At 73.6% G+C, this 22,832-nt stretch carries 26 protein-coding genes; 10 read left to right on the plus strand and 16 right to left on the minus strand.

Features of this window, described 5'->3' with window-relative positions; translation table 11 throughout:
* Positions 1-71: 71 nt before the first annotated feature.
* Genes PV789_RS03835 through PV789_RS03845 form a run of 3 tightly spaced genes read left to right on the plus strand, consistent with a single transcriptional unit; the run spans position 72 to position 648 of the window.
* Entirely contained in the window at positions 72-224 is a 153-nt protein-coding gene (locus PV789_RS03835; protein ID WP_274976162.1) for a hypothetical protein, read from the plus strand.
* On the plus strand, positions 221-460 hold the full coding sequence (locus PV789_RS03840; RefSeq protein WP_274976163.1) for a hypothetical protein: 240 nt from the start codon (positions 221-223) through the stop codon (positions 458-460). The genes PV789_RS03835 and PV789_RS03840 overlap by 4 nt, the downstream gene beginning before the upstream one ends.
* On the plus strand, positions 457-648 hold the full coding sequence (locus PV789_RS03845; RefSeq protein ID WP_274976164.1) for a hypothetical protein: 192 nt from the start codon (positions 457-459) through the stop codon (positions 646-648). The genes PV789_RS03840 and PV789_RS03845 overlap by 4 nt, the downstream gene beginning before the upstream one ends.
* Positions 649-1,159: 511 nt before the next feature.
* On the opposite strand, the gene PV789_RS03850 is transcribed toward PV789_RS03845, so the two are convergent.
* The 8 genes from PV789_RS03850 to PV789_RS03885 form a co-directional block, all read right to left on the minus strand.
* Positions 1,160-2,725 carry a polyamine aminopropyltransferase gene (locus PV789_RS03850; protein ID WP_274976165.1) on the minus strand — a complete coding sequence of 522 codons (1,566 nt, stop codon included), beginning with the start codon at positions 2,723-2,725 and terminating at the stop codon, positions 1,160-1,162.
* Positions 2,726-2,795: 70 nt separating this feature from the next.
* A complete protein-coding gene (locus tag PV789_RS03855) occupies positions 2,796-3,224 on the minus strand; it encodes a DUF350 domain-containing protein (RefSeq protein WP_274976166.1) in 429 nt (142 codons plus the stop codon).
* Between the two features lie 59 nt (positions 3,225-3,283).
* Positions 3,284-3,628: a hypothetical protein gene (locus PV789_RS03860; RefSeq protein WP_274976167.1), complete on the minus strand. Its 345-nt coding sequence runs from the start codon at positions 3,626-3,628 to the stop codon at positions 3,284-3,286.
* Positions 3,625-4,170 (minus strand): DUF2617 family protein, encoded by a 546-nt coding sequence (locus PV789_RS03865; RefSeq protein ID WP_274976168.1) that lies wholly within the window; start codon positions 4,168-4,170, stop codon positions 3,625-3,627. Before PV789_RS03865 ends, PV789_RS03860 begins: the two co-directional genes overlap by 4 nt.
* Positions 4,171-4,177: 7 nt before the next feature.
* Positions 4,178-4,783, minus strand: a complete 606-nt coding sequence (locus tag PV789_RS03870; RefSeq protein ID WP_274976169.1) for a DUF4178 domain-containing protein — start codon at positions 4,781-4,783, stop codon at positions 4,178-4,180.
* 304 nt (positions 4,784-5,087) lie between these two features.
* On the minus strand, positions 5,088-5,939 hold the full coding sequence (locus tag PV789_RS03875) for a sulfurtransferase (RefSeq protein ID WP_274976170.1): 852 nt from the start codon (positions 5,937-5,939) through the stop codon (positions 5,088-5,090).
* A 124-nt stretch (positions 5,940-6,063) separates the two neighbouring features.
* Positions 6,064-6,504 (minus strand): hypothetical protein, encoded by a 441-nt coding sequence (locus tag PV789_RS03880; RefSeq protein ID WP_274976171.1) that lies wholly within the window; start codon positions 6,502-6,504, stop codon positions 6,064-6,066.
* Positions 6,497-6,859: a cyclin family protein gene (locus PV789_RS03885; RefSeq protein WP_274978037.1), complete on the minus strand. Its 363-nt coding sequence runs from the start codon at positions 6,857-6,859 to the stop codon at positions 6,497-6,499. Before PV789_RS03885 ends, PV789_RS03880 begins: the two co-directional genes overlap by 8 nt.
* A 280-nt stretch (positions 6,860-7,139) precedes the next feature.
* Here PV789_RS03885 and PV789_RS03890 point away from each other — a divergent pair, with 280 nt between their 5' ends.
* Entirely contained in the window at positions 7,140-7,940 is an 801-nt protein-coding gene (locus tag PV789_RS03890) for a DUF4352 domain-containing protein (RefSeq protein ID WP_274976172.1), read from the plus strand.
* A 340-nt stretch (positions 7,941-8,280) separates the two neighbouring features.
* Complete coding sequence (locus PV789_RS03895; protein ID WP_274976173.1) at positions 8,281-8,733, plus strand: excalibur calcium-binding domain-containing protein; 453 nt, start codon at positions 8,281-8,283, stop codon at positions 8,731-8,733.
* 82 nt (positions 8,734-8,815) lie between these two features.
* Here PV789_RS03895 and PV789_RS03900 read toward each other — a convergent pair whose 3' ends face one another.
* A complete protein-coding gene (locus PV789_RS03900; protein ID WP_274976174.1) occupies positions 8,816-9,631 on the minus strand; it encodes a peptidoglycan recognition protein family protein in 816 nt (271 codons plus the stop codon).
* A 155-nt stretch (positions 9,632-9,786) separates the two neighbouring features.
* On the opposite strand from PV789_RS03900, the gene PV789_RS03905 reads away from it, so the two are divergent.
* Both PV789_RS03905 and PV789_RS03910 read left to right on the plus strand, forming a co-directional pair.
* Positions 9,787-11,280: an NAD(P)H-hydrate dehydratase gene (locus PV789_RS03905; RefSeq protein ID WP_274976175.1), complete on the plus strand. Its 1,494-nt coding sequence runs from the start codon at positions 9,787-9,789 to the stop codon at positions 11,278-11,280.
* A 631-nt stretch (positions 11,281-11,911) separates the two neighbouring features.
* Positions 11,912-12,358: a hypothetical protein gene (locus PV789_RS03910; protein WP_274976176.1), complete on the plus strand. Its 447-nt coding sequence runs from the start codon at positions 11,912-11,914 to the stop codon at positions 12,356-12,358.
* 68 nt (positions 12,359-12,426) lie between these two features.
* Here PV789_RS03910 and PV789_RS03915 read toward each other — a convergent pair whose 3' ends face one another.
* From PV789_RS03915 to PV789_RS03930, 4 genes are all read right to left on the minus strand, one after another.
* Complete coding sequence (locus tag PV789_RS03915) at positions 12,427-12,912, minus strand: hypothetical protein (protein ID WP_274976177.1); 486 nt, start codon at positions 12,910-12,912, stop codon at positions 12,427-12,429.
* Positions 12,909-13,226, minus strand: a complete 318-nt coding sequence (locus tag PV789_RS03920) for a plasmid mobilization protein (protein ID WP_274976178.1) — start codon at positions 13,224-13,226, stop codon at positions 12,909-12,911. The genes PV789_RS03915 and PV789_RS03920 overlap by 4 nt, the downstream gene beginning before the upstream one ends.
* 99 nt (positions 13,227-13,325) lie before the next feature.
* Positions 13,326-13,814 (minus strand): NUDIX domain-containing protein, encoded by a 489-nt coding sequence (locus PV789_RS03925; protein WP_274976179.1) that lies wholly within the window; start codon positions 13,812-13,814, stop codon positions 13,326-13,328.
* Positions 13,811-14,479, minus strand: a complete 669-nt coding sequence (locus tag PV789_RS03930; protein WP_274976180.1) for a TetR family transcriptional regulator — start codon at positions 14,477-14,479, stop codon at positions 13,811-13,813. The genes PV789_RS03925 and PV789_RS03930 overlap by 4 nt, the downstream gene beginning before the upstream one ends.
* Before the next feature lie 91 nt (positions 14,480-14,570).
* On the opposite strand from PV789_RS03930, the gene PV789_RS03935 reads away from it, so the two are divergent.
* Together PV789_RS03935 and PV789_RS03940 are read left to right on the plus strand one after the other, a co-directional pair.
* Complete coding sequence (locus tag PV789_RS03935) at positions 14,571-15,515, plus strand: hypothetical protein (RefSeq protein WP_274976181.1); 945 nt, start codon at positions 14,571-14,573, stop codon at positions 15,513-15,515.
* Positions 15,512-16,831, plus strand: a complete 1,320-nt coding sequence (locus PV789_RS03940; RefSeq protein WP_274976182.1) for a methyltransferase family protein — start codon at positions 15,512-15,514, stop codon at positions 16,829-16,831. The genes PV789_RS03935 and PV789_RS03940 overlap by 4 nt, the downstream gene beginning before the upstream one ends.
* 171 nt (positions 16,832-17,002) lie before the next feature.
* Here PV789_RS03940 and PV789_RS03945 read toward each other — a convergent pair whose 3' ends face one another.
* Complete coding sequence (locus tag PV789_RS03945; RefSeq protein ID WP_274976183.1) at positions 17,003-17,353, minus strand: winged helix-turn-helix domain-containing protein; 351 nt, start codon at positions 17,351-17,353, stop codon at positions 17,003-17,005.
* Positions 17,353-17,814, minus strand: a complete 462-nt coding sequence (locus tag PV789_RS03950; protein ID WP_274976184.1) for a hypothetical protein — start codon at positions 17,812-17,814, stop codon at positions 17,353-17,355. Before PV789_RS03950 ends, PV789_RS03945 begins: the two co-directional genes overlap by 1 nt.
* 344 nt (positions 17,815-18,158) lie before the next feature.
* On the opposite strand from PV789_RS03950, the gene PV789_RS03955 reads away from it, so the two are divergent.
* Positions 18,159-20,339 (plus strand): PrsW family intramembrane metalloprotease, encoded by a 2,181-nt coding sequence (locus PV789_RS03955; protein ID WP_274976185.1) that lies wholly within the window; start codon positions 18,159-18,161, stop codon positions 20,337-20,339.
* Between the two features lie 25 nt (positions 20,340-20,364).
* On the opposite strand, the gene PV789_RS03960 is transcribed toward PV789_RS03955, so the two are convergent.
* Positions 20,365-22,746: a molybdopterin-dependent oxidoreductase gene (locus PV789_RS03960; RefSeq protein ID WP_274976186.1), complete on the minus strand. Its 2,382-nt coding sequence runs from the start codon at positions 22,744-22,746 to the stop codon at positions 20,365-20,367.
* Positions 22,747-22,832 lie beyond the last annotated feature (86 nt).

The following is a 22,832-nucleotide window of genomic DNA, read 5'->3' on the forward strand; positions in this document are numbered from 1 at the left end:
CGGGTCCGATTCCGCTCCTCACACCCCGGACAGCTCCAGGGGCGGAGATTCCTCCGCTCCCTCCCAGGCCCGTGCTCCCCTGGGAAGCCGAGTGGACCTTCGAGCCGGTGGACGTGCTCCAGCTCCGGAGCGCGGACCGCTACCAGCTCGGAGTCAGGATCCTGCCGGGGGTCTCATGCCAGGAGAAGCGTCCCGGACGTCACCGTCGGACGGTGGCCGCGTGAAGGCCCGCGTGTGCGTCTGCGACATCCGCGAGCTGCCGACCCTCCAGGGTCTGCGCGCCTGGGCCGCCGCCCACCGGTGCCGGGTGATCTACCTCGGCCCGACGCTGGAGGGACAACCCTTGTACGGCGCGACCAGGGGGACGGTCACCCGCGTGGCACGGGAGCACCGTCCAGACCCCCGCCCGCACAGGCTCGTCTGGGCATCGCCGCTGGAACACCTGGTGGTGGACCGGTGACCCCCCTGGGCCATCTGCTCAACGATCTCATCCAGGGCCGGTGGGTGCTCACCCTGGAGGGTGACGAGGTCGTCGCGTACCGACCGCCGGGCTGGACCGGTCCGGGCGACCCGCACGAGCGGATCGCCGCCTCCTCCCACGAGGCCATGCGCGCCGCGTTGACGCGTCGGCAGAAGGAGAAGGACTGATGGACGGCTGTACGGTCTGGTCCTTGCCCTGGGCCCGTTGGTGGGGCTGGTGTTGTCCGGTCCACGAGTGGGTGGAGCACCGTTCCCACGTCGATGTGCCGCCCCCGCGTCCACTGGGGGACTGAGAACTCCATGCTCCCGGGGATGGGGTGCGAAGCGGCGAACCCGCCGCCACGGCGGCGGACGAGCGGGCGGGAAGCCGGAAAAGGGCGGGAAAGTCTGGGTAAGGGGTTGGCTGGGCCGGTGTCGGGTACGGCGTGGCGGTTTCGCCGAGTTCGACCAGCGGGTCAGGATGGGCCCAGGCCGTCGGGGAACGCGGGGAGGCGCACCCTTGTCCCGTCCGGCGCCGTAGACCTTCCGTCCGTCCCTCCGCCCGCGACCGCCGTCCCCCGGGACGGGACCGGACCCCCGATCAGCCCCTCCCCAGACACACCGCGTGGCCGCCCACTGGCCCAAGTCCTCAGGCCGCGCGGTGTTTGCCTCAGAGGCGGCGCCGGTCCGCGGACCGGCGTCAGTAGCCCCGCCAGGCCCCCTGGTGGTAGCCGATGATCCTCGGGTGCATGAGGGTCGACTCCTCCACGTCCTCCTCGCGGCGGTCCTTGGGGAAGACCTGCGCGGCCTCCAGCAGGGCCGGGTCGAGGAAGCTCAGCGGCGGCGCGTCCCCGGGGACGCGCAGCTCGGGTGCGGACCCGGGTGAGGTGAGGTAGAAGCCCCAGTTGCCGAAGCTCGGCACGTCCACGTTGTAGGGCGTGACCGCCAGGTCCGCCGCCTCCAGGGAGTCGCCCACGCCCCAGTAGGCCTCCGGAGCGAAGAAGGGCGAACCCGCCTGCACGACCATGCGGCCCTCCTCGGACAGGGCGTGGCGCAGGAGGGCGTAGAACTCCACCGAGTAGAGCTTGGCGGTGCCCACGGAGTCCCCGTCCGGGAGGTCGGCGATGATGACGTCGAACTCCTCGCGGTTCTCGCGCAGCCACTGGAAGGCGTCGGTGTTGATCACGTCCACACGCGGGTCCTCGAAGGAGTCCCCGTTGAGGCCGCTGATCACCGGGTCGGTCGAGGCCAGCTCGATCACGGCCGGGTCCAGGTCCACCAGGGTGGCCGAGGCCACGTCGTCGTAGGCCAGGATCTCGCGCAGGGCCAGGCCGTCGCCGCCGCCCAGCACCAGCACGTCCCCGTGCGGTCCCGCCATCGCCGGGTGCACCAGCGACTCGTGGTAGCGGTACTCGTCCAGGCTGGAGAACTGGAGGCTCCCGTTGAGGAACAGGCGCACGTCCCGGCCGTCCAGGGACCGGGTGAGCACGATCTCCTGGTACTCGGAGCGCTCCGCGTGCACGATCGGGTCGCGGTACAGCGCCTGGCGCGCGTCCACCTCGAACTGGTCGGCGTAGGCGTAGGCCAGGCCGAGCACCGCGATGATGAGCGCCAGGCCCAGGCTCAGACCCGCGTAGGCCCGCCGGGTCAGCTCCGCGCGGAACAGCCACAGCACCACCGCCACGCCGACGACGGCGTTGAGCGCGCCCACCATCAGCGCGCCCTTGGGCAGGCCCAGCAGAGGGAGCAGCAGGAACGGGAAGGCCAGGCCGCCGATCAGGCCGCCCACGTAGTCCGCGGCGAACAGGTCGGCGACCGCGTCGGAGGCGTCCTGCCTGCGGATGCGCTGGATCAGCGTCATCAACAGCGGGATCTCCATGCCGATGAGGAGCCCGATGGCGAACGACAGCGCCACCAAGGCGGGCTGGTAGGCGGAGAACCAGGCGAACGCCCCGTACAGCAGCAGCACGGACAGTCCGCCGACCAGCGAGAGCAGGCCCTCGATCACCGCGAAGGCCGCGGCGGGGTGCGCCTGGAAGCGCTTGGACAACAGGGAGCCCACGCCCATCGCGAACACCATCACCGACAGGACCACGGAGGCCTGGGTGATGCTGTCGCCCAGCAGGTAGCTGCCGATGGCGACCAGCGCGAGCTCGTACACCAGACCGCAGGCGGCGCAGACGAACACCGCCAGCAACACGAGGAACCGGGCCGCCCTGGCGGGTACCGGCAGTCGGGGCCGTGTGCGGACGGTGGTCTCAGTCAACGGAACTGCCTTCGTGTGGTGGTGCGGTGGTGCGGTCGCCCGGGGCAGGGGGCCGGTGGGGGGAGGGGCGTCAGGTCAGGGCCGCGGCGATGACGACCGCGATCGCCACGTGTGCGGAGGCGCTCACCCAGGTGGCCGGGTGCGGCTCGTCGTTGCTGATCATCTGGGCGATCTTGGCGGGGACGAGGAGGTCGATCAGCACGAATGACAGCGCCATCACGCCCAGGCCGATCAGGCCGTAGACGGCGGCCGAGAGCAGGCCCGCGCCCAGCCCGATCTCGGACTCGCTGGAGAGGATCGCCGAGGTGACGACGATGGCCGAGCCCAGCGTGTTCGCGGACACGAGCAGGACCGCGTTGCGGTTGCGGTTCTCCCAGATCAGCACGTGCAGCTTGCCGGGCGTGAGGAGGTCGGTGAGGAGGTAGCCCAGCACGAGGATGGCGATGCCCACTCCGCCGTAGGCGAGGGCTCCGAGCGCGTTGAGGAGGATCTCGTTCATGGTCCTGTTCGCAGGTAGGGGATTTCGGTTGACGTGTTCGTGACGTGTGGGGAAGGAGACTACTTGCCGAAGCCGCTGCCGCCGCCTCGGTAGTTGCTGCCGCTGCCGTTGCTGCTGCTGCCGCCGCTGTAGCTGCTGCTGTTGTTGTCCCTGTAGCTGCTGCCGCCGGTGCCCCCGCCGAAGAAGAAGAATCCTCCGCCGCCGGAGGATCCCGAGGACCCGTCGCAGTCGTCATCGTCATAGCCCTCGATCTGGACCACGTCGTCGTCGGGGCAGTAGTTGTTGCTGTTGTTGGAGCAGGCGCTGAGCAGGATCAGGACCAGCAGGATGACGCCGATCACGACGAACACCGTGATGATGACGTTCCTGTTGCCGTTGTTCGCGGGCTCCTCGTATGCCTTCATGGTGCGGTTCTCCCTGAAGTGGGGGGAAGGGTCACGGTCGAGGTGGTCGTCACCAGCTCGCCGCTCTGGGGGTAGGCGTGCCAGGTGCGCCAGCCGAGTGGTCCGCCGGGGACCAGGTGCAGCGCGGTGACCGCCAGCGGATCGCCGGGGAAGGCGACGAGCAGGCCGCCGGGGGAGCCCTCCACCTCCCGGTGGATCCCCTCCACCCGGCGGGCCAGTTCGGTGCGGGTCAGGGACTCCACGCGCGAGCCGAAACGGTAGCCGCCCAGGTCGGGACGGTCGGCGCTGCCGGGCAGACCGCCGGGGAGGCCGGGCAGGCAGGCCACCGTCTCCACCAGCGGCTCCCCGGCCACCAGGGCCCCGGGCGACGGCTCCGGCGTGACGACCACCTGGTGGGAGGCGCCGAGCACCCGCAGCTCGACCCGGGCCCCCGGCACCCGGACGGTGCGGGCGGCCAGGGGGTCGACCAGCGGGTGGCGCAGGGCCCAGACCAGGTCGTCGGCGCTGGTGTCGACGAAGGGGGCGCTGATGCTCGCGCGCACGTTCCGGTCAGCTCCCCGGGTAGATGGTGAAGGTGGCCGGGGCGACCTTGTTCCCCGTGCTGGCCTCCCAGCGCCCGTGGTCGAAGCGCTCGAAGGACAGCAGCCGTCCGTCGTCGGACTCGTAGTCGGCGTAGTCCAGGCCCCCGGAGGCCTTGAGCCCGGTGGTGCCCTCGGAGCGGTAGGAGCCGGTGCCCTTCTCCTGGAGCCGGTAGACGGTGCCCTCCAGCTCGATGCTCTTGCCCTGGGGGATGATGTCCAGGTCGGGGCGGCCGGTCCACAGGGCCAGCTCCACGTCGGGGTCCTCCTCCACCGAGAGCCAGCGCTTGCCGCCCTCGACCTCCAGGAAGTGCTCCGACCAGGTGAAGCCGCCCTCGGACAGGCGCAGGGTGCCGCGGATCCAGGTCCGCTCGGTGCCCCAGTCGATCATGTCGCCCGCCTTGATGGCGCGCGGGTCGCCGGCGGTGCTGTCGCCCGTGTCGGCGAAGGGGTCCCGCGGCGGGGCGGGGGGTTCGGGGGCCGTCTTCGGTTTCTTGGCGCGCTGTGCGTAGATCAGGACGCCGATCACGACGGCGACGCCGACCAGGATGAGCAGCAGCAGGAGTTCGATGGCCAATGTTCCTCGTTTCGCGGTGGGGCATGGGGGAGCGAGGCCGTGTACGTCCCCTGCCTGCGTGTTCCCCGGGGCCGGGCAATCCTACTGACGCTCTGACGCCGCGTGCGAGGGGTCGGTTCCACATGTGACCAGATCAGGACACGAAAGACGCCCGGTCCGGGAACCTCTCACGGACGGTGATCGTTGATAACGGTCCCGTGTCCGGGAGTACGCCGCGGCGCGCTCCCGGACACGGGACCGGGACGCCGGCGCCCCGGTCCCGGCGGCTCGGGCCGACGCGTCCGTGTCCCGGTGCGCAGGGGTTTCAGACCCGGGGGTCTCCGGTCTCCACCGGGAGGGTGTCGTCGCCTCCCCAGCGGCTCCACGACCCCGGGTACAGGCGGGCGCCGGCGTACCCGGCGTGCTCCAGGGCGAGCAGGTCGTGGCAGGCGGTGACCCCGGATCCGCAGTAGGCGGTGACGGTGTCGGCGGAGTCGGCGCCGAGGGCGGCGAAGCGTTCACGCAGGATTCCCGGGGCGGCCAGGAGCCCGTCGTCGTCCAGGTTCCCCGTCCACTCGGCGCTGCGGGCTCCCGGCACGTGCCCCGGCCGGGCGTCGACGGGTGCGGGCCGCTCACCGGTGTAGCGTTCGCGGGCGCGGGCGTCCACCAGCAGGTGCGCCGGATCGCCCGCCTCGGCGCGGACGGTGTCGGTGTGCACGATCCGGTCCGCGGGCCAGGGCAGCGGGGTGCGGTGCACCGGCCGGGGGGCGACGTCGCCCTCCTCCAGTTCGCCGGTCCACGCCTGGACGCCCCCGTCGAGGAAGGCCGCCGGGGTGCCCAGCACGCGCAGCATCCACACCAGGCGGGCGGCCACGGAACCGCCCGCGTCGTCGTAGACCACCACGGAGGAGTCGTCGCCGATGCCGAGGCGGCCGAGGGCGTCGGCGAAGTCGGCAGCGGAGGGCAGCGGGTGGCGTCCGCCCTCGGCACCGGCCGGGGCGGCCAGGTCGGTGTCCAGGTCGGTGAAGACGGCGCCGGGCAGGTGTCCGGCGCGGTGGGCGTCGCGGCCGGAGCGCCCGTCGAGGTACCACCGGGAGTCGACGAGGACCACCCGGTCGCGGTTTTCGCGGAGCCAGTCGGCCGACACGGCCACCGGCAGGGTCAGGAGTTCGGACATGGGCACCACACTAGGCGTTCCGTCCCGGCAGGTGGGGAGGGGTGTGCCCGGTACCCGCCGCCGTACCGGCCCGGGGGAGGGCTTACCCGGCCGCGGAACGGCGAGCGGGCTCGGGGGACGCCGTTCAGGCGCCGCGGCCCCCGTCGCCCCGGACCATGCGGTGGACGCGCAGGATCCACCACAGCCCCAGCACCGGCAGCACCAGCGGGATGAACAGGTACCCGGCGCCGAAGTTCGACCACACCGTGTCGTCGGGGAAGACTCCCGGCAGGAACAGGCTGACCGCGCCCACCGCCAGCACACCGACCAGTTCGACACTGCACGAGACCAGCGCGACCCTGCGCGAGGTCCGCCCGGCCCGGGCCAGGCCCACCGCCGCCACCAGGTAGATCACCCCGGCGAGCAGCGAGAGCCCGTAGGCCAGCGGCGCCTCGTCGAACCTCGTGGCCAGTTGGTAGCCCCCGCGCGCGGTCGCGGCGAGCGCGAACACCCCGTACACGGCGACGAGCAGCCGCCCGGGGCCGGTGCGCAGGGTTCTGTCCCGGGTCGCGGCGGACTCAGACAACGGGGCTCCAGAGCTGTTCGAGGCGGACGAACAGGACGGGCAGGATCAGGCACGCGAAGGCGATCACCGCCGGGCCCCACCTGCTCCGCTCCATGAAGCCCCACACGGCGCACGCGGGCGGCAGCAGCGCGACCGTGGCCAGGTAGGACACGAACATGGCCGTCTCGGCGGGCCGCTCGCCGCTGACCATGGTGACGACGGTGGCGGCCACCTGTCCGAGCACGAGCAGCCACAGGACAGCCATGCCGACCAGGTGCGGGACCACCATGGGCTGGTCGCGGAAGGTCGAGACGAGGCACCACCCGGCCAACGCCAGTGACACCATCTGAATCGTCATGGTCAGCCAGTCGACCACGCCGCCTCCGCTCGTCGTCCTCACGCCATGCCAGCGGGCTTCTACGACACAGCGTAGTACGTCAGGGCCACCGGAACGCACCGTCCCCCGTCGGCTCCCGGGCCGGGGCCCGCCCGACAGCGGAAACGCCCTATTCCGGACAGCGTGGACACGGGGCTTGCGAGGCGGCGGTACACCCGCGTCGGATATGGTCCTCGAAGCCGCATGTGTTCCAGCCGGTACACGGCTCAGGCCCGCGGCACATTCCCTCAGGCATCGTGTACGAGACCGGAGCACCCCGTTGTCCTATCCCCAGTACCCTTCCGGCCCCCAGCAGCCTCCCCACGGTGACGGCACCGGCGGCTACCAGCCCTACGGCGGCCAGCCCGGCTACGGCCCTCCCGGCGGAGGCCAGCCCGGCTACGGAGACCCGTCCGGCGGCCAGCCGCCCTACGGGGGCCCGGGCGGACCGCCTCCCGGCCAGCCCCCCTACGGCGGCATGCCCCCCGGCGGCCCCGGAGACCCCTACGGCCCGCCGCCCGGCGGCCAGCCCCCGAAGAAGGGCATGTCCACCGGCGCCAAGGTCGGCCTCGGCATCGGCGGCGGCTGCCTCGGCCTGGTGGTCATCGTGGTCATCGTCATCGTGATCCTCGCCTCGATGGCGGGCGGCGACGACAGCGCCTCGACCTCCACGCCCTCGGCGCCCACCCAGCAGGAGGGCACGCAGGAGTCCGAGGGCGGCGCGGCCGAGCAGCCCGCCAACGAGCAGGGCGTAACCCTGACCGCCACCGCCGCGGGCACGGCCGGTGACACCATCGACGACACCGTCTACACGGTGCTCGACGTCGAGCTCACCAACAACGGCGACGAGCCGCTCGACATCAACCCGCTCTACTTCACGACGGTGCTCTCCGACGGGACCGAGCGCACCGACTGGGCCGACGCGCTCTTCGCCGACATCCAGCACATCGAGGTCGGCACCCTCGCGCCCGGCTCCTCGGTCACGGGGCAGATCGCCGTGGTCGGCGAGGTCGTGGTGACCGAGGTCCGCTACGACCCCAGTTTCGGTATGGAGGACCCCATCGTCACGACGGTCCAGTAGTCCACGCACGCACCGCGAAGCCCCGGCCGCACGCCCCGCGGCCGGGGCTTCGTGCTGTGTTCCCGACGTTCGCCGGTGTCCGGCGGTATCCGGCCGGGTCTACTGAGGTGTCCGTCCATGCGTGCGGAGGTCTCCGAGGGGGCGTCCGGGTACGGCAACGGAGCGGCCGGGTGCGATGGCAGAACGGCCGGGTGTCGCGAAAGCCGCTTTCTACCGTGAAAGGGACCTTTTTCGCGGCTGGCTCGTATATCGTCGGCGCACGCGCGCGTCCCCGCCCGCACGCGCCCGTCCAGCGCGGTACCCGCTCCACCGCTCCCTGCGCATCCCCCGGAGCCCCGCCATGTCCCTGCCCCCGCGTTCCCCCGCCGCCGTGTCCACCGGCGGCAAGATCGGCCTCGGATGCCTGGGGTGCTTCGGCGCCCTGGTCCTGACCGTGATGATCGGCTCCTGCGCCAGCGCGCTCGCCGGAGGCGGCTCCGACCAGGCGGGTCCGCCGCCCCCGGCCGCCACGGTGACCGCGACCGTGTCCGAGACGGTGGAGCCGACCGCCACCGCGACCGAGGAGGTCGAGGTGGAGGTGACCGTCACCGCCACGGAGACCGTCACGGAGACGGTGACCGAACGCCCGGACGACGGCGGCAGCGGCGGGGGCGGTGACACCGGCGGCGGCGCCCCGGCCTACTACGAGAACTGCGACGCGGCGCGCGCCGCGGGCGCGGCGCCCGTACGCCGCGGCGACCCGGGCTACGGCTCCCACCTGGACCGCGACGGCGACGGCGTCGCCTGCGAATGACGGGAGCCCGGCCCGGGACCGGTTCCGGGGGTGACGTCGGAGCGGGTCGGAGCGCGGAGCGCCCCGACCCGTCGGTGCTCCCCTACGCCGCGGGGGCCTCCGCCTTCGCGGCGCTCCCCGCCAGCGCGCGCTTGATGACGGCGGCCTCCACCTGGTCGACGGCGTGGGCGGTCATCTTGTCGCCGTACCCGGGCAGGGCGCGGCTGCCGACGTACTCGCGGGTCAGTCGTACGGCCTCGGCGGTGGCCTCCCCGTAGTCGCCGTCGACCCCGCCCGCGCCCAGGGCGTCGCCGAAGCCCGCCCGGGTGACCTTGAGCTGGAGGAGCTTGACCGCGTCCCCCGTACTGCCGATCGCGAGTCCGAGCATGTCGTTTACCTCCGTGATCTCCCCGGGGGGCTTTTCGAACGTGCCGTCGCGGACGAGGGCGTAGGCCTTGTCGCCGGGGCACGAGGTGGAGACGAAGTCGCGGTGCCCGAGCACCGTTCCGGCGATCGACGTGTCCGGTTCCATCAGCCACTGGCGGAGCGCGCGCACGGCGTTGATCTGCTCCGGGGTGATGGCGTCCGTGGGGCCGGTGGCCAGGGTCACCGAGTAGTGGGAGGTGTTGCCCCCCGGCTGCGCGGCCTGGGTCTTGTACAGCCCCCGGCCTTCAAGGACATATCCGTGCGAACAGGACATAAAGGAATATCCGACGTCGGCCCAGCCGCGGGAGGGGCCGGTGTGGAAGGAGCGGGTGTCGCGCCAGTACTTCAGGCAGGCCGAGTGGTCCTTCGCGGCCAGCCCCTGATCGGCGCTGTCGTAGTGGATGACCAGTCCGGATCGGGGATTGGCCCGGGTCGCGGGCGAGGAACCCCATCCCAGATCGGACCGAGAGACGTATTTGCTCGGTCGAGGCATGCCCCCCATTGTGTCAAGTCGACACTCCGAAGGGTAGGGGGGTGTTCACTTTGCGTGGAAAATTCCTTGTTGTCGGCCACCCGGTGTGGCGGAGCCCCCGTACCCGGAGCCCTCTGCGGCACGATGGTGGCCGACCCGAACCTGGGAGGTAACCCGTGCGCTCCGCACACACCGCCGACACCGTCCGCGAGGCCGAGCGCGCGCTCATGGCGCGCCTCCCCGAGGGGGCCCTCATGCGCAGGGCGGCCACCGGACTCGCCGCCGAGTGCGCGCGGCTGCTGCCCCGCGTGTACGGGGCGCGGGTCGTCCTCATGGTCGGCGGCGGGGACAACGGGGGCGACGCGCTGTACGCGGGCGCCGCGCTGGCCGCCCGGGGCGCGGCCGTGCGCGCCCTGATCGCCGGGCGGCGCGTCCACGAGGGCGGGATCGCCGCCCTGCGGTCGGCGGGCGGGCGGGTCCGCTGGTTCACCGACGCCCTCGCCGACGAGAGCGACCTGTTCGACGCCGACCTCGTCGTGGACGGGCTCGTGGGCATCGGCGGCAGCGGCGGCCTGCGCAGGCCGCACTCCACCCTGGCCCTGCTCGCCGCGAACGCGCCCGTCCCCGTGGTCGCCGTGGACCTGCCCAGCGGGGTGGACGCCGACACCGGCGAGGTGGCCGGACACGCCGTCCGCGCCGACGTCACGGTCACCTTCGGCACCCACAAGCCCGGCCTGTTCGTCGATCCGGGCGCCGAACACGCGGGCAGGGTCCGTCTCGTGGACATCGGGCTGACCCCGGAGCTGCCCGGGCCCGACCTGGTCAGTCCGCGGGCTGCGGACGTCGCCTCGCTCCTGCCGGTCGCCGGGGCGGAGTCGGACAAGTACCGGCGGGGCGTCCTCGCCGTCCGCGCGGGCTCCGACCGCTACCGGGGCGCCGCGGTCCTGTGCGTGGGCGGAGCGCTGCGCACCGGGGTCGGCATGGTGCGCTACGGGGGCGGCCCGGCCGTGGTGGACCAGGTGCTCGCCCGCTGGCCGGAGACCGTCGCCGGCCTCCTCGACCCGCAGATCAGCACCGACCTGTCGCCCGGGCGGGTGTCTGCCGTCGTCGTCGGCTCCGGCCGGGGCACGCACCCGGCCAACGCCGACGAGCTCCGCGCGGTCCTGGACAGCGACGTCCCGGTGCTGGTGGACGCGGACGGGCTCACCCTGCTCACCGGTGACTGGGGTGAACCGCTGTGCGAGCTGCTGCGGGAGCGGAAGGCGCACACGCTGCTGACGCCGCACGCCGGGGAGCTGGCCCGGATGCTGGGCGCGGACCGGAAGGACGTCGAGGCGCGCCGCCTGGAGCACGCGGCCCGCGCCCGCGACCGTTTCGGGTGCACGATCCTGCTCAAGGGGTCGACCACGGTGATCGCGCACCCGGGGGCCCCGGTGGTCGTCAACCCGACCGGAACGCCGCTGCTGGCCACCGCCGGGACCGGAGACGTGCTGTCGGGGGTGGTCGGCGCGCTCCTGGCCGCCGGGCTGCCCGCCAGGGAGGCGGCGATGTGCGGCGCCTACCTGCACGGACGCGCCGCCTCGCTGGCCCGGGACGGAGCCCCGATCAGCGCGTCCGACCTGCTGGAGGCGCTGCCGCTCGCGGTGGCCGAGGTCCGCCGGGCGGCCTGAGACGGAGCTGGGGCGGCATCGGGTCGCCCGCCGGGCCGCGTGGACGCCGTCCCCGGAACGCGTATAGCCGAGCCCCCATGGGTTCGCCCCGGTGCGGTTCGCGCGCGGGGCCGGGGGAGGGGTGTCGGACCGCCGTGGGATGCTGGGGTCCCCTCCCCCGGACACGACGGGCATCCCCCATGTTCCTCGCCTCCGCACCCCTGGCCGGTGCCGTCTGATCACCGCAGCGGTCCTCCTCCCACTGTTCCTCGTCGGAACCCTGATCGCGCTGTACGCGGAGACGCGTCGCATCGGCGCCCACCGCGGTGGCGACCGGACGAGCGGTCGTGCGGGGCTGTGGCGCGATGCGCTGCGGGCCGCACGGCTTCCCCGTTCGTGCGCGCGGATCTGGTGGGGATTCTTCACCGTGGCCTGTGTCCTCTGGACCGCGCGTGAGGGCGCGCCCCTCGTCGGAGCAGGGGGGTTCGTCCTCTGGGGCGTGGTCGGTCTTCCGGGAAGCCCGTCCCACGATCTCCTGCTCCGACTCCGGGCCGGGCGGGAGGCTGAAGACCGGTCCGACCCTTCGGCCGCGCGGCCGGTCACCCTGTACCGCGGCCGGTTCCGTGTCCTGGGTGTCGCCGCGGTACTGGTGATGGCGACGCTCTCCGCGGTGCTCGTGTTCGGCGCGGGGGAGGGTGACTGGTACGTGCTGGTAGCGGCCCCTCTTCTGCCGGTCCTCGGGCTGGTGGTCTGGCAGCGGACCGTCTACCCGGAGGTCCGCCTGTCCGGGACGCGCCTGCTCCTGAAGCGGTACGCCGTCTGGGTCTCCGTACCCGTGGAGTGGGTCGCGCGGGCCGACGCCGGGAACGGGGTCGCCGTCCACTTCCTCGACGGAAGGGCGTTCTGTTCGAGGGCCTGGGGGAGCACCCCGGCCCGGGACGAGGAAGCCGCCCAACGGATCACCCGGTTCGTCCGGAAGGCGGGTGAGGGGATGCTGCCCTCCGCTGACCGGCCCCTGGAGTGGGGCCGGGACCTGGTGGCGGGCCCGTTCGCCGTGTGGCTCGGGCTCGTGCTCGCCTGGATGCCCACCGGCATCTGACCTGACCACCGCCCGGCACGCGGACGGCACCGACGCCGTGCCGCACGGGTCCGGTGCACGGACAGGTGCTAGACGGGGACCACGTGGACGCTCTCGGTGCCGATCGCCCGGAGGTGGGCCCCGACGTCGTCGGGGTCGCTGGTGAACACCACGGCCTCCCCGTGCCGTGCCGCGGTCCAGGCGACCATGGCGTCCACCGCGTCCGGTCGTTTCTTCGGGGGCAGGTCCGCGCTGCCCAGGAGCACGCCGATACGCCGCCAGTCGGTGGTGTCGGGCGCCGTGGAGCACATGATGCAGGTGACCTGACCGGCGCGGGACGGGCGCAGCGCGGGTGCGGAGGACCTGGCCCGGGGAACGGTGCACTCCTTGAGTACGCGCCCCAGGGCGTGCACGGTGGCCGGGTCCGACCTCCAGGCCTGTGCCAGGACCGGGCCGGGGACGATGGGGCGGTGCGGGGTCCTACCGAGCCCCTGGTGCAGGTGCGACGCCTTGGCCTTGTCCGAGGCCAGGGCGATGAGCATGCCGGTGTCGTACACCGGCACCATGGCGGTCACGCGACCTGCCCCCGGTCCGCGTCCGCCTCGTCCCCGTAGACCAGGCGCAGGGCGTCGGCGACCTCCCCGCGCTCCCCCTCGGAGAGTTCCGCTGCCTCGTCGACCGGGGTGTAGCCGGCGGCCCTGGCCTCCGCTTCGGCGATGACGGCGTCGATGCCGGAGAAGACCTCCTCGGCGGCTTCGACCTCGACCATCTGCCTGGTGGCGGCGTTCACCATGTACGAGGAGAGGTCCATTCCCGCCCGTTCCGCGTGGCTTCTGATGCGGTCCGCGTGCTCGGGGTCGAGGCTGATGCTGATGCGTACCTTGCCCATGCACCCGATGGTATTACGCGTATTACGCCGCGTCCACCGTGGTCGGCGCCGTCGAGGGGCCGGGGTGCGGTGCTCCGGCGCCGGGTGTGCGGCCGCCCGTCAGCGTGCGCGGGCGGCGTCGAGGCCGAGCCGCACGATGTCGGCGATGAAGTAGTCGCCCGGGTCGCGGTGGTCGCGCAGCCGGTGCACCAGGGAGTCGTCCACCCACAGGAACTCGGTGTGCTTGCCCGGCTCCAGGCGGGGCGCGTCCAGGTCGCCCTCAACCCGCACCAGGTAGTCCACCTCGTGCCGGGTCAGGCCGTCCCCGGGGTCCCAGTCCAGCCGGAACAGCTCCGCCAGCACACCGGTCAGCCGCCAGCCGGTCTCCTCCCCGACCTCGCGCGCCAGCCCCTCCAGCATGGTCTCGCCCTGCTCGACGTGTCCGCCCACGATGTCCCAGCAGTGCGGGAACACCTTGCGCGTGGGGGACCGGCGCTGGGCGAAGACCCTTCCGCGGTCGTCGGCGATCACCGCGGCCGCCACGTGGGTCCGGCCGTCGGCGGTGTCGGGGAACTCGATCCCGGGGGCCACCGTGATGCCTGTGCTCATGCGTCCTCCTCGTCCTCGTCCGCGGGCGAGCCTACCCCCCGGTCGCGGCGGGGCAGGCGCAGCGTCAGGAGCCTGGCCCGGGGGGCCAGTCCGCGGGCCAGGTCGAACACCGCCTCGGTGCGCGAGTGGTCCTCGTCGAGCACCGAGAACAGGTTCACCCCCAGGTAGAACGTGATCGCCCCGTAGGCCACCTCGCGGGCGGGCAGCAGCTTCCCGAGGGCGGACCCGCCCAGGACCCGGTTCCACTCCTGCTCGATGAAGGCGATCCACGGCTCCGAGCGGTCCCGGATCTGCGTGCGCAGCTCCGGTTTGGTGACGGCGGCGGCCACCAGCTCGGAGAACTCGGTGATGTAGCCGCGCTCCAGGTCGGTCCGGTAGATGCGCATCGCCGCCTCCACCAGCTCCTCCAGGGTGCCGGCCCGTGCCGCGATCTCCCGGTACATCGCCATGCGCTCGGCGCTGGAGCGGTCCAGCGCCGCCAGCAGAAGCTGGTCCACGCCGCCGAAGTGGTAGAAGACCAGCGCCGAGTTGGCCTCCGCGCGCGCGGCGATACTGCGCGCCGACGCCCCGGCGTAGCCCTCCTCGCGCAGGACCTCGCTGGCGGCCGCCAGGAGCCGCTCCCTCGTCTCCTCGCTCGTGCGCCGTCCTCCGCCGCCCCTGGCCATGGCCCTCCTTGCTCTCGGGGAGGTTTTCAGCATACGGTTTAATCGAGTGATTAAACCAAGCGATTTAATCGCATGCTGAAGGAGTTCCCCCGTGCCCCGAAGCGACTCCCCCGCGCCCTCCAGGGCCCGCCTGCTGCTCGCGGCCCTGGTCCTGGCCGCCTTCGCCGCCCTGCTGGCGCTCCGGATCCACCACTGGGGCGGCCTGGACCAGACCGCGCTGTTCTACGTCGGCCTGCCCGCGACCATCGCCCTGCTCGTGGTGTTCACCGTGCGGGCCCGCAGCGCCATGGGCGTCACCATGGCCGTCACCACCCTCTGCCTGGCCCTGGCCGGTCCCCTGCTCGGCGAGGGCATGGTCTGCCTGCTCATCGCCGCGCCGCTGATCTACGGGGTCGTCGCCGTGGTCACCTGGACGGCCGGGGCGCTCGTCTCCTGGCGGGACCGCTCCCGGCACGCCCTGTTCGCGGTGCCGCTGCTGTTCGTGCTCGCTCTGGAGGGCGTCGCCGGAACCTCCCTCCTGCCCCGGGAGGACCGCGGCGAGGGCCACGTCCTAGTCGCCGCCGCCCCGCACGAGGTCGCCGCCGCCCTGGCCGTCCCGCCCGCCTACGCCGCCCCCGACGCGCTCTTCCTGCGGGCCGTGCCCTTCCCCGAGCCCGTCTCGGCCTCCGGCGAGGGCCTGGAGGTCGGTGACACCCGGCACGTGCGCTTCACCCCGCGCCGCACGCTGGAGCCGGGCGCCGAGCCCACACCGCGCCACATGGAGCTCCGGATCACTGCGAGCGAGGTCCGCGGGGACGGCGGGCGCGTGGTGTTCGAGGTGGTGGAGGACACCGCCTTCGCGAACTGGATGGACATGCGCGGCGCCGAGGCCGTGTGGCGCGCCGAGGGAGACGGGACCCGCCTGACCTGGTCCATCGACTACGAGCGCACCTACGAGCCCTCCTGGTACTTCGGACCGATCCAGTCCTACGCCACCGACCTGGCCGCCGAGTACCTCGCCGCCACCTTCGCCGCCGCCCCGGAGGGCTCCCGATGATCCCGGAACTGCCCGCGGCGCTGATCCGCGGCGTCGGCCTGTTCGCCCCGCTGTTCCTGCTGGCCGGACTGTGCCTGTGGCGCGCGCCCCGCCCTCGCGAGGTCGCGGCGATGCTGGTGGCCGGGGCGTGGGCCCTGCTCACGCTGGTTCCGCTCAACCTGTACGCGCTGCGCGTCGGCTGGTGGTCCTTCCACGCCGAGGGCGCGGTGTGGCTCGGCATGCCCGTGGACCTGCTGCTGGCCTGGGCGGTGCTGTGGGGCGCGCTGCCCGCGCTGCTGCTGCGCCTGCTGCCGGTGCCGCTGCTCAGCGGTCTGCTCGTGTGGGTGGACGTCATCGTCATGCCGCTCGCCGAACCCGTCGTGGTGCTGGGCCCGCTCTGGCTGCTCGGCGAGTTCGTCGGCTCCGCGCTGTGCCTGATCCCCGCGCTGATGCTGGCCTACTGGACGCGTACCGGCCAGCTGGTGCACGCCCGGATGTGGGCGCAGGCGCTCCTGGCGTTCGGGGCCATGGTGGTCCTGCCGCTGGCCGCGCTGGACGCCCTGCCCGGTCCGGGCACGGCCTTCGTGGCCGCCCAGGTCCTGGCCCCGGTGTGCCTGCCGGGACTGGCGGCGGCCCGCGAGTTCGCGCGGGTGGGCGGCGGCACCCCGCTGCCCTTCGACCCGCCGTCGCGGCTGGTCACCAGCGGCCCCTACGCCTACCTGCGCAACCCGATGCAGGCCACCGTCGCCGGGGTGTACCTGGTCCTGGCCCCTGTGACCGGCGACCCGCGGCTGCTGCTCGGCGCGCTCGCGGCCCTCGCCTACGGCGCGGGGTTCGCCGCCTGGCACGAGGGCGGTCAGCTGCGGGCGGCGTTCGGCGGGGACTGGGAGGCCTATCGGGCGGGCGTGCGCGCCTGGCTGCCCCGGTGGCGGCCGTGGCCCGGCCGCGCGCCGGGCACGCTGTACGTGGCCGCGGACTGCGCGATGTGCCGGGGCCTGGGCGGCTGGCTGGCCGCCCGCGCGCCGGTGGCGCTGGAGCCGCGACCGGCGGCGGAGCACCCCGAGGTGCTGTACCGCCTCACCTACGAGAACCCCGAGGGGCTGCGCTGGAGCGGGGTGTCGGCGCTGGCCCGGGCGCTGGAGCACCTGCACCTGGGGTGGGCGCTCGCGGGCTGGGCTCTCGACCTGCCGGGGGTGCGGCACTTCGCGCAGTTGTGCGCGGACGCCTTCGGGGCCGGACCGCGGCCCTCGCGCGAACCCCTCGGCGAAGGAGGGGCAGGGGAGGAGCCGGGCGCTCCCCGCGGCGGTGGGGAGCCGTTGCCCGGCGCGCGGGTGTGAGTCCGCGCCGACCCGTTTCCGGCCGACCCGTTTCCGGCCGACACGGAGAGTGCCGCCCGCGTCTAGCGCGGGCGGCACCTGGTGTTCCTCGTGGTCTGGGACCTTCCTCCCCGGCGTCGGAGCCGGAGCGGGCCGCCGCGGTTCCGGCCGGTCCGGGCTCCCCGTCCCGGTTCAGGTGTCGGGGTCGGGCTCGACCGCTGATTCCAGGCCGGTCAGCCAGGCCAGGTGGCTCTGCAGGGCCGTGCGTCCGACCGGGGTCAGGCGGAACCAGGTTTTCGGTCGGCGCCCGACCGCTCCCTTGCGGACTTCGAGCAGTCCGGCGTCCTCCAGGGTGCGGCTGTGCTTGGAGACCATCGGATCGCTGACGCCGAGCAGATTGCGCACGGTGGCGAAGTCGACCCACTTGGCGCTCTGCAACAGCGCGCACATCGCCAGGCGCGGGCCGGTCTCCAGGATCGGTTGGCGTGCGGCGGCGGCACCTCCGGGGGAGGCGCCGCCGCCGGGGCTGTGCAGCGCGGTCACTACTTGACCCTGCCGTTCTCGATGCTGCGGCGCATGGCCGAGCGGACCAGCATCTGTCCGGCGAGCACGAGGGCGGCCACGGGCACCAGCGCGGCGAGCGCGAAGCCGATCATGCCCTGGTCGACCAGGAGGGTGATGCCGATGTAGCCCACGCCCGTGATGGCCAGGGCGGCGATCCACATCAGGCGGGCGCCGGGGTAGGAGGTGATGTAGCGCGGCATGTACACGCCGCTGCGGCGGCGCTGGATGACCGAGTAGGCGGTGGCGATGACGACCACGCCGAGGATGGCCCACTGGAAGTAGGGGCCGCTGCCGGGCAGGACGGCGGACCAGATCGGCAGTCCGGCGATGAGCACGCTCGCGGCGGCGAGGAAGACCCAGTAGGCGGCGGGCAGGTCGGTGCGGCTGGCGAGCTTGCGGCGGGCGTCGGCGACCTGGTCGAGCTCGGGATTGCTGTTCATGTCATCTCCTCTTTCGTATCTACTTTCTATATGGAAAGTAGATACCAAGGATCGGGTCCTGTCAAACACACCGGGACCCGAAAGAAGACCGCCGGGACGCAGCCACCGCGTCGACCAGCGACGACGCGAGGAACGCGAATGACCGACACGCCCCGCGGTCGGCGGGGCCGCCGCTAGCCGACGCCGCGGGGAGGGGCCCACGCCGCCCTCCCCCGGCCGGGCGGCCCACCGTTATGCTCGGTCGGGCCGATCCGTCCGGAAGGCGGCGGAAACGGGCCCGCGGCCCCCACCCCCGAGCGAGCGCCCGTCCGCCCCCGAGTGAGCCCCCAGGCACGAGGTGACCCATGGAAGAACAGGCCATGCTCGCGCGTGACCTCGTGCTGCGCGTCTGCGCCGGAGCGACCGAGTTCGACCCCCACTGGGTCCGGGCCGACGGCAAGGTCACCACCCCCTTCCTGGTCCCCCGCGACCGCAACCTCATCCGCGCGGTCGTCGCCGCCGGCCGCGCCATGGGCGTGGACCGGCTCCTGGTGTGCCGGACCAGGCCCGAGTTCTCCTACGACCCCGTCACCGAGGTCCCCCTCGACACCGACACCCTCATCGACCTCATCCGCGGCTGGGGGCCCGCGCCCACCGACTTCCTGGTCTGCGTCGAGGACTTCTCCGCCGCCGTCCTGGTCACCGCGGACGAGCTCACCGTCGCGGCCGGTCCCGCCGACTTCGTCCGCGAACTCGTCGGCGCCGACATCCCCCAGGCCCGCAGCCACTTCGCCTCGCGCGCCCGACGGGAGGGCGGCCCGGTCCTCACCCGCGCCGCCCAGCTCTACCACTGCGCCGAGACCGGCGCGCGCCACGCCCGCGGCCCGCGCGGACCCGGCCCCGACCCGGCCGAACTCCTGGCCCGCAGCGTCGAACGCGCGCGGCGGCGCTCACCGCGTGCGGTCCGCTCCCTGCGGGCCCTGCGCGGGGCCTGGGGTTGGCTCATGGCGGCCGCGCTGCTCGTGGCGCCCCTGGCCGTCCCCGGTCTGGGCGCCGCGTTCCCGGCACTGGCCGCCTCCTTCGTCCTGCTGTTCCAGCTGGCCCTGCTGGCCCGCTCGCGCACGGTCTCCTTCGCCTCCCTGCTGCGGGTGGCCGCGTTCGGCGCGCTGCTGCTGTGGCCGCTGGCGCTGGCCGAGTCCGCCGTCACCGGGCTGCTGGGCGGCGACCCCTACGGCGTCCTCGGCTACACCTACGTCGCCGTGACCGTGGAGGAGGTCGGCAAGCTCCTCCCGCTGCTGCTCCTGGCCCTGGTGGTCCGCCGAAGGCTGCGCCGCCTGGCCGCGGTGGACTTCCTGCTGCTGGCCGCGGCCTCCGGCGCCGGGTTCCAGCTGGCCGAGCGCCTGCTCACGCAGGTGGCCCTCGGAGGGGCGGGCGTGTCCGCCGGGACCGGCCTGTTCCTGCCCGGCGGCAGTACCGTCACCGACCCCGCGGGCACCGTGCTCGCGGTCTTCTCCGGTCACGCCGTCACCACCGGCCTGGTCGGCGCCGCGCTCGGCCTGGCGGTCGTCGGCCGCCGCTACGGGGCCTGGCTGTGGCTGCTGCCGCCGGTCGCGCTGACCCTGGCGTTCCTGGAGCACCTGAACCTGAACGCGCGGCTGGCCAACGCCCAGCTGCACCCGGCCTCCGACCTCGTGCACGGCCTCCTCGGCGGCGGGGTGCTCACCCCGTGGCTGCTGGTGCTGCTGTTGCTGTGCGCGGTGGCCATGGACTACCGGCTGATCGCCACCGCGGCCGAGTCCACGCCGCCGCTGCCCGGGCAGCCGCCGCTGGCCCGCCTGCGCCGCCGGGCGCGGGGGCGTTCGGTGGCCATGCGGGTCCGCGTGCCCGCCGACATCGCGCCGCTGTTCCGCCGGACGGCGCTGTCCTGGGTGGACCTGCCGATCACCCTGGTCACCACGGTGTCCACGATCGCCCACGAGCTGGCCGTCGCGGCCATCGCGGCGCGGCGCGGACCCTCGGTGCTCTGCGACACCTGGCGGTTCCTGCGCTGGCGGCGGGCGAACGCCATGGGCGAGGCCCGGTCGGCGGGGCGGCCCTGGCGCCACTACCCCTCACAGGAGGAACTGACCCGGCAGGCGCGCGAACTGGCGATGCGGCTGGGGCTGGCGGCCACCGGAGGGGTCACCGGGGCGATGGCGGCGATGGGCGCGGCGGCGATGGTGTTCACCGCCGCGCCCGACCCGGCCGCGACCGGTGCGCCCGCGTACGCGTTCATGGCCCTGGACCGGATCCAGGGCTGGCTGGGCGACCTGAACGGTGTCGACTCGGTCTGGGCGGCCGTGGTGCTGGTCGCGGTGCTCACGCTGCTGCTGTCCGGGAACGGGGTTCCGCACGCGCACCCGAGGATGCGCGAGTTCCTCCGCGCGCCGGCCGCGAACACCGGGGCGATCCTCGGCATGCTCGCGCCCGGCCAGGTGGGATACGCGCTCCTGGGCTGGGCGGGGCTGCTGCTGCCCAGACGCGTGAACCGGCTCCTCGTACGGTGACGGGCCCGGCTCCGGGACGCCGCGCTCAGACCGCGGTGACGCCCCTCGGCGGCTCGAAGGCGCGCACGGGCGGTACCTGCCCGGTGAACGGTTCGACGCGCACGCGCACCAGCTGACCCGTGCACCCCTGGCTCAGCGAGGACGTCCCCACGTCCTCCGTCAGCGCGTTCGGGTTCCCGTGCGCGCACGTCACGTCCTCCGACGAGGGGTCGTACCAGGCCCCCGTGGACAGCTGCACGACCCCCGGCCGCAGCGCGTCGCTCACCACCACGCCCGCCAGGCACGAGCCCGTGGCGCTGGACACCCGCACCACGTCCCCGTCAGCCACACCGCACGCCCGCGCCTCCTCCGGACGCATCCGCAACGGCGCCCTCCCGCGCACCTTCTGCGACATGCTGTGCGCACCCATGTCCTGCTGGCTGTGCAGCCTGCCGCTCGGCTGGTTCGCGATCAGCACCAGGGGGAACTCCCCGGCCCGACCACCGGAGCCGTCCACCGCGGGTTCCCCGGCTCCGGCCGGGGACCCGGAACCGGTCACCACCGGCCCCGCCAGCCACACCGGGTGCCCCGGGCAGTCCTCGTACCCGAACGACGCGATCGTCTCCGAGAACAGCTCGATCCGCCCGCTCGGCGTACGCAGGGCGTGGCCCTCCGGGTCGGCGCGGAACTCGCCCAGCAGCGCCTCGTCCTCCACCCGGCCGGGCATCTCCACCCGCCCGCGCTCCCAGAACTCCTCGAACTCCGGCACCTCCAGGCCCCGCCGCGCCACCAGCGACCGCCAGCGCCCGTACACCACGCGCATCCACTCGCCGCTCGTGCGCCCCTCGGTGAACTCCTCGCGCGCCCCCAGCCTCTCGGCCAGGTCGGCGTAGGTGTCGTACTCGTCGCGCGCCTGCCCGTGCGGCGCCACCGCGCGCGGCATCGCCCGCACGCTCAGGTCGCCCTGGCTCGCGGCCATGTCGTCGCGCTCCAGCACCGTCGTGGCCGGGAGCACGATGTCGGCGTGCCGCGCCGTCGCGGTCCAGTGCGTCTCGTTCACCACCACCGTCTCCGGCCGCCCGAACGCCTCGGTCAACCGCCTCAGGTCCTGGTGGTGGTGGAAGGGGTTGCCCCCGGCCCAGTACACCAGCCGGATGTCCGGGTACCGCCGCTCCTCGCCGTCGTGGTCGTAGCGCCCGCCCGGCTCCAGCAGCATGTCGGCCACCCGCGCCACCGGGATGAACGAGTCCACCGTGTTGTTGCCCTGCGGCATCCTCGGCAGCCCCAGCGGCGTCGCGCCGCCCCCGTAGTTGCCCATGGACCCGTAGCCGGACGCGAAGCCGCCGCCCGGCAGCCCCACCTGGCCCAGGCAGCACGCCAGCGCCAGCCCGGCCCACAGCGGCTGCTCGCCGTACCGCGCCCGCTGCACCGACCACCCCACGTTGACCAGCGTGCGCCGCGCCGCCATCCGCCGTGCCAGCGACCGCAGCTCGTCGGCGGGGACCCCGCTGATCCGCTCGGCCCACTCCGGCGTCCGCGCGGTCCCGTCCGGTCCGCCCCGCTCGTCGCGCTCGCCCAGCACGTACGCGCGCAGCACGTCCGCGCCCACGGTGTAGCGGTCCAGGAAGGCGGTGTCGGCCAGGCCCTCCGTGAACAGCACGTGCATCAGCGCCAGCATCACCGCCGTGTCGGTCCCCGGATTGAGGGAGACCCACTCGGCCTTGACGTCCTCGGGGGTGTCGTCCAGCAGCGGTGACACCGACACGAACTCCACCCCGGCCCCGGACGCGTCGCGCATCGCCGGACCGGCGGTCTGGGCGGCGCGCCCGCCCGAGGAGGTCCACGTGTTGGACACCCGCAGCCCGCCGAAGCTCACCAGCAGCTCGGTGTGCTCGCGGATCCGGGTCCACGACGGGGCCCGGTGCAGCAGCCGGTTCGCCGCCGGGACGCCGATGATCCGCGGGAACAGCACCTCCACCGCGCCGTGGCTGTAGGTGGTGCGCGAGCGCGTGTACCCGCCGATCGAGTTGAGGAACCGGTGCAGCTGGCTCTGCGCGTGGTGGATCCGCCCCGCGCTGCCCCAGCCGTACGAACCGCCGTAGACCGCCGCGTTCCCGTACGCGCCGCGCACCCGGTCCAGCTCACCGGCGAGCAGGTCCAGCGCCGTGGACCACTCCACCTCGACGTAGGCGTCGTCGGGGTCCCCCCGGAGCGGGTCCGGGCCGGGGCCGCTCTCCAGCCAGCGCCGCCGCACCGCCGGACGCGCCACCCGCGAGGCGTGGTGCTGGGCGGCGGGGGTGTTGGCTATCACTGGGGACGGCGCCGGGTCGTCCGGGTCCGGGAGGGTCCCGACCACCCGGCCGTCCTCCACGACCACCCGGTAACTGCCCCAGTGGGCGCTGGTCGGATACGACGACGTGCCGGACATGCTCGTTTCCCCCCTGGAATTCCCCTGCGCCCCACCAGGGGCCCGAACTCACTCTATGCACCGCACGATGCGATGATGGGCGGCGC

It is taken from the genome of Nocardiopsis camelliae (assembly GCF_028993595.1).
Taxonomy (GTDB): domain Bacteria; phylum Actinomycetota; class Actinomycetes; order Streptosporangiales; family Streptosporangiaceae; genus Nocardiopsis; species Nocardiopsis dassonvillei.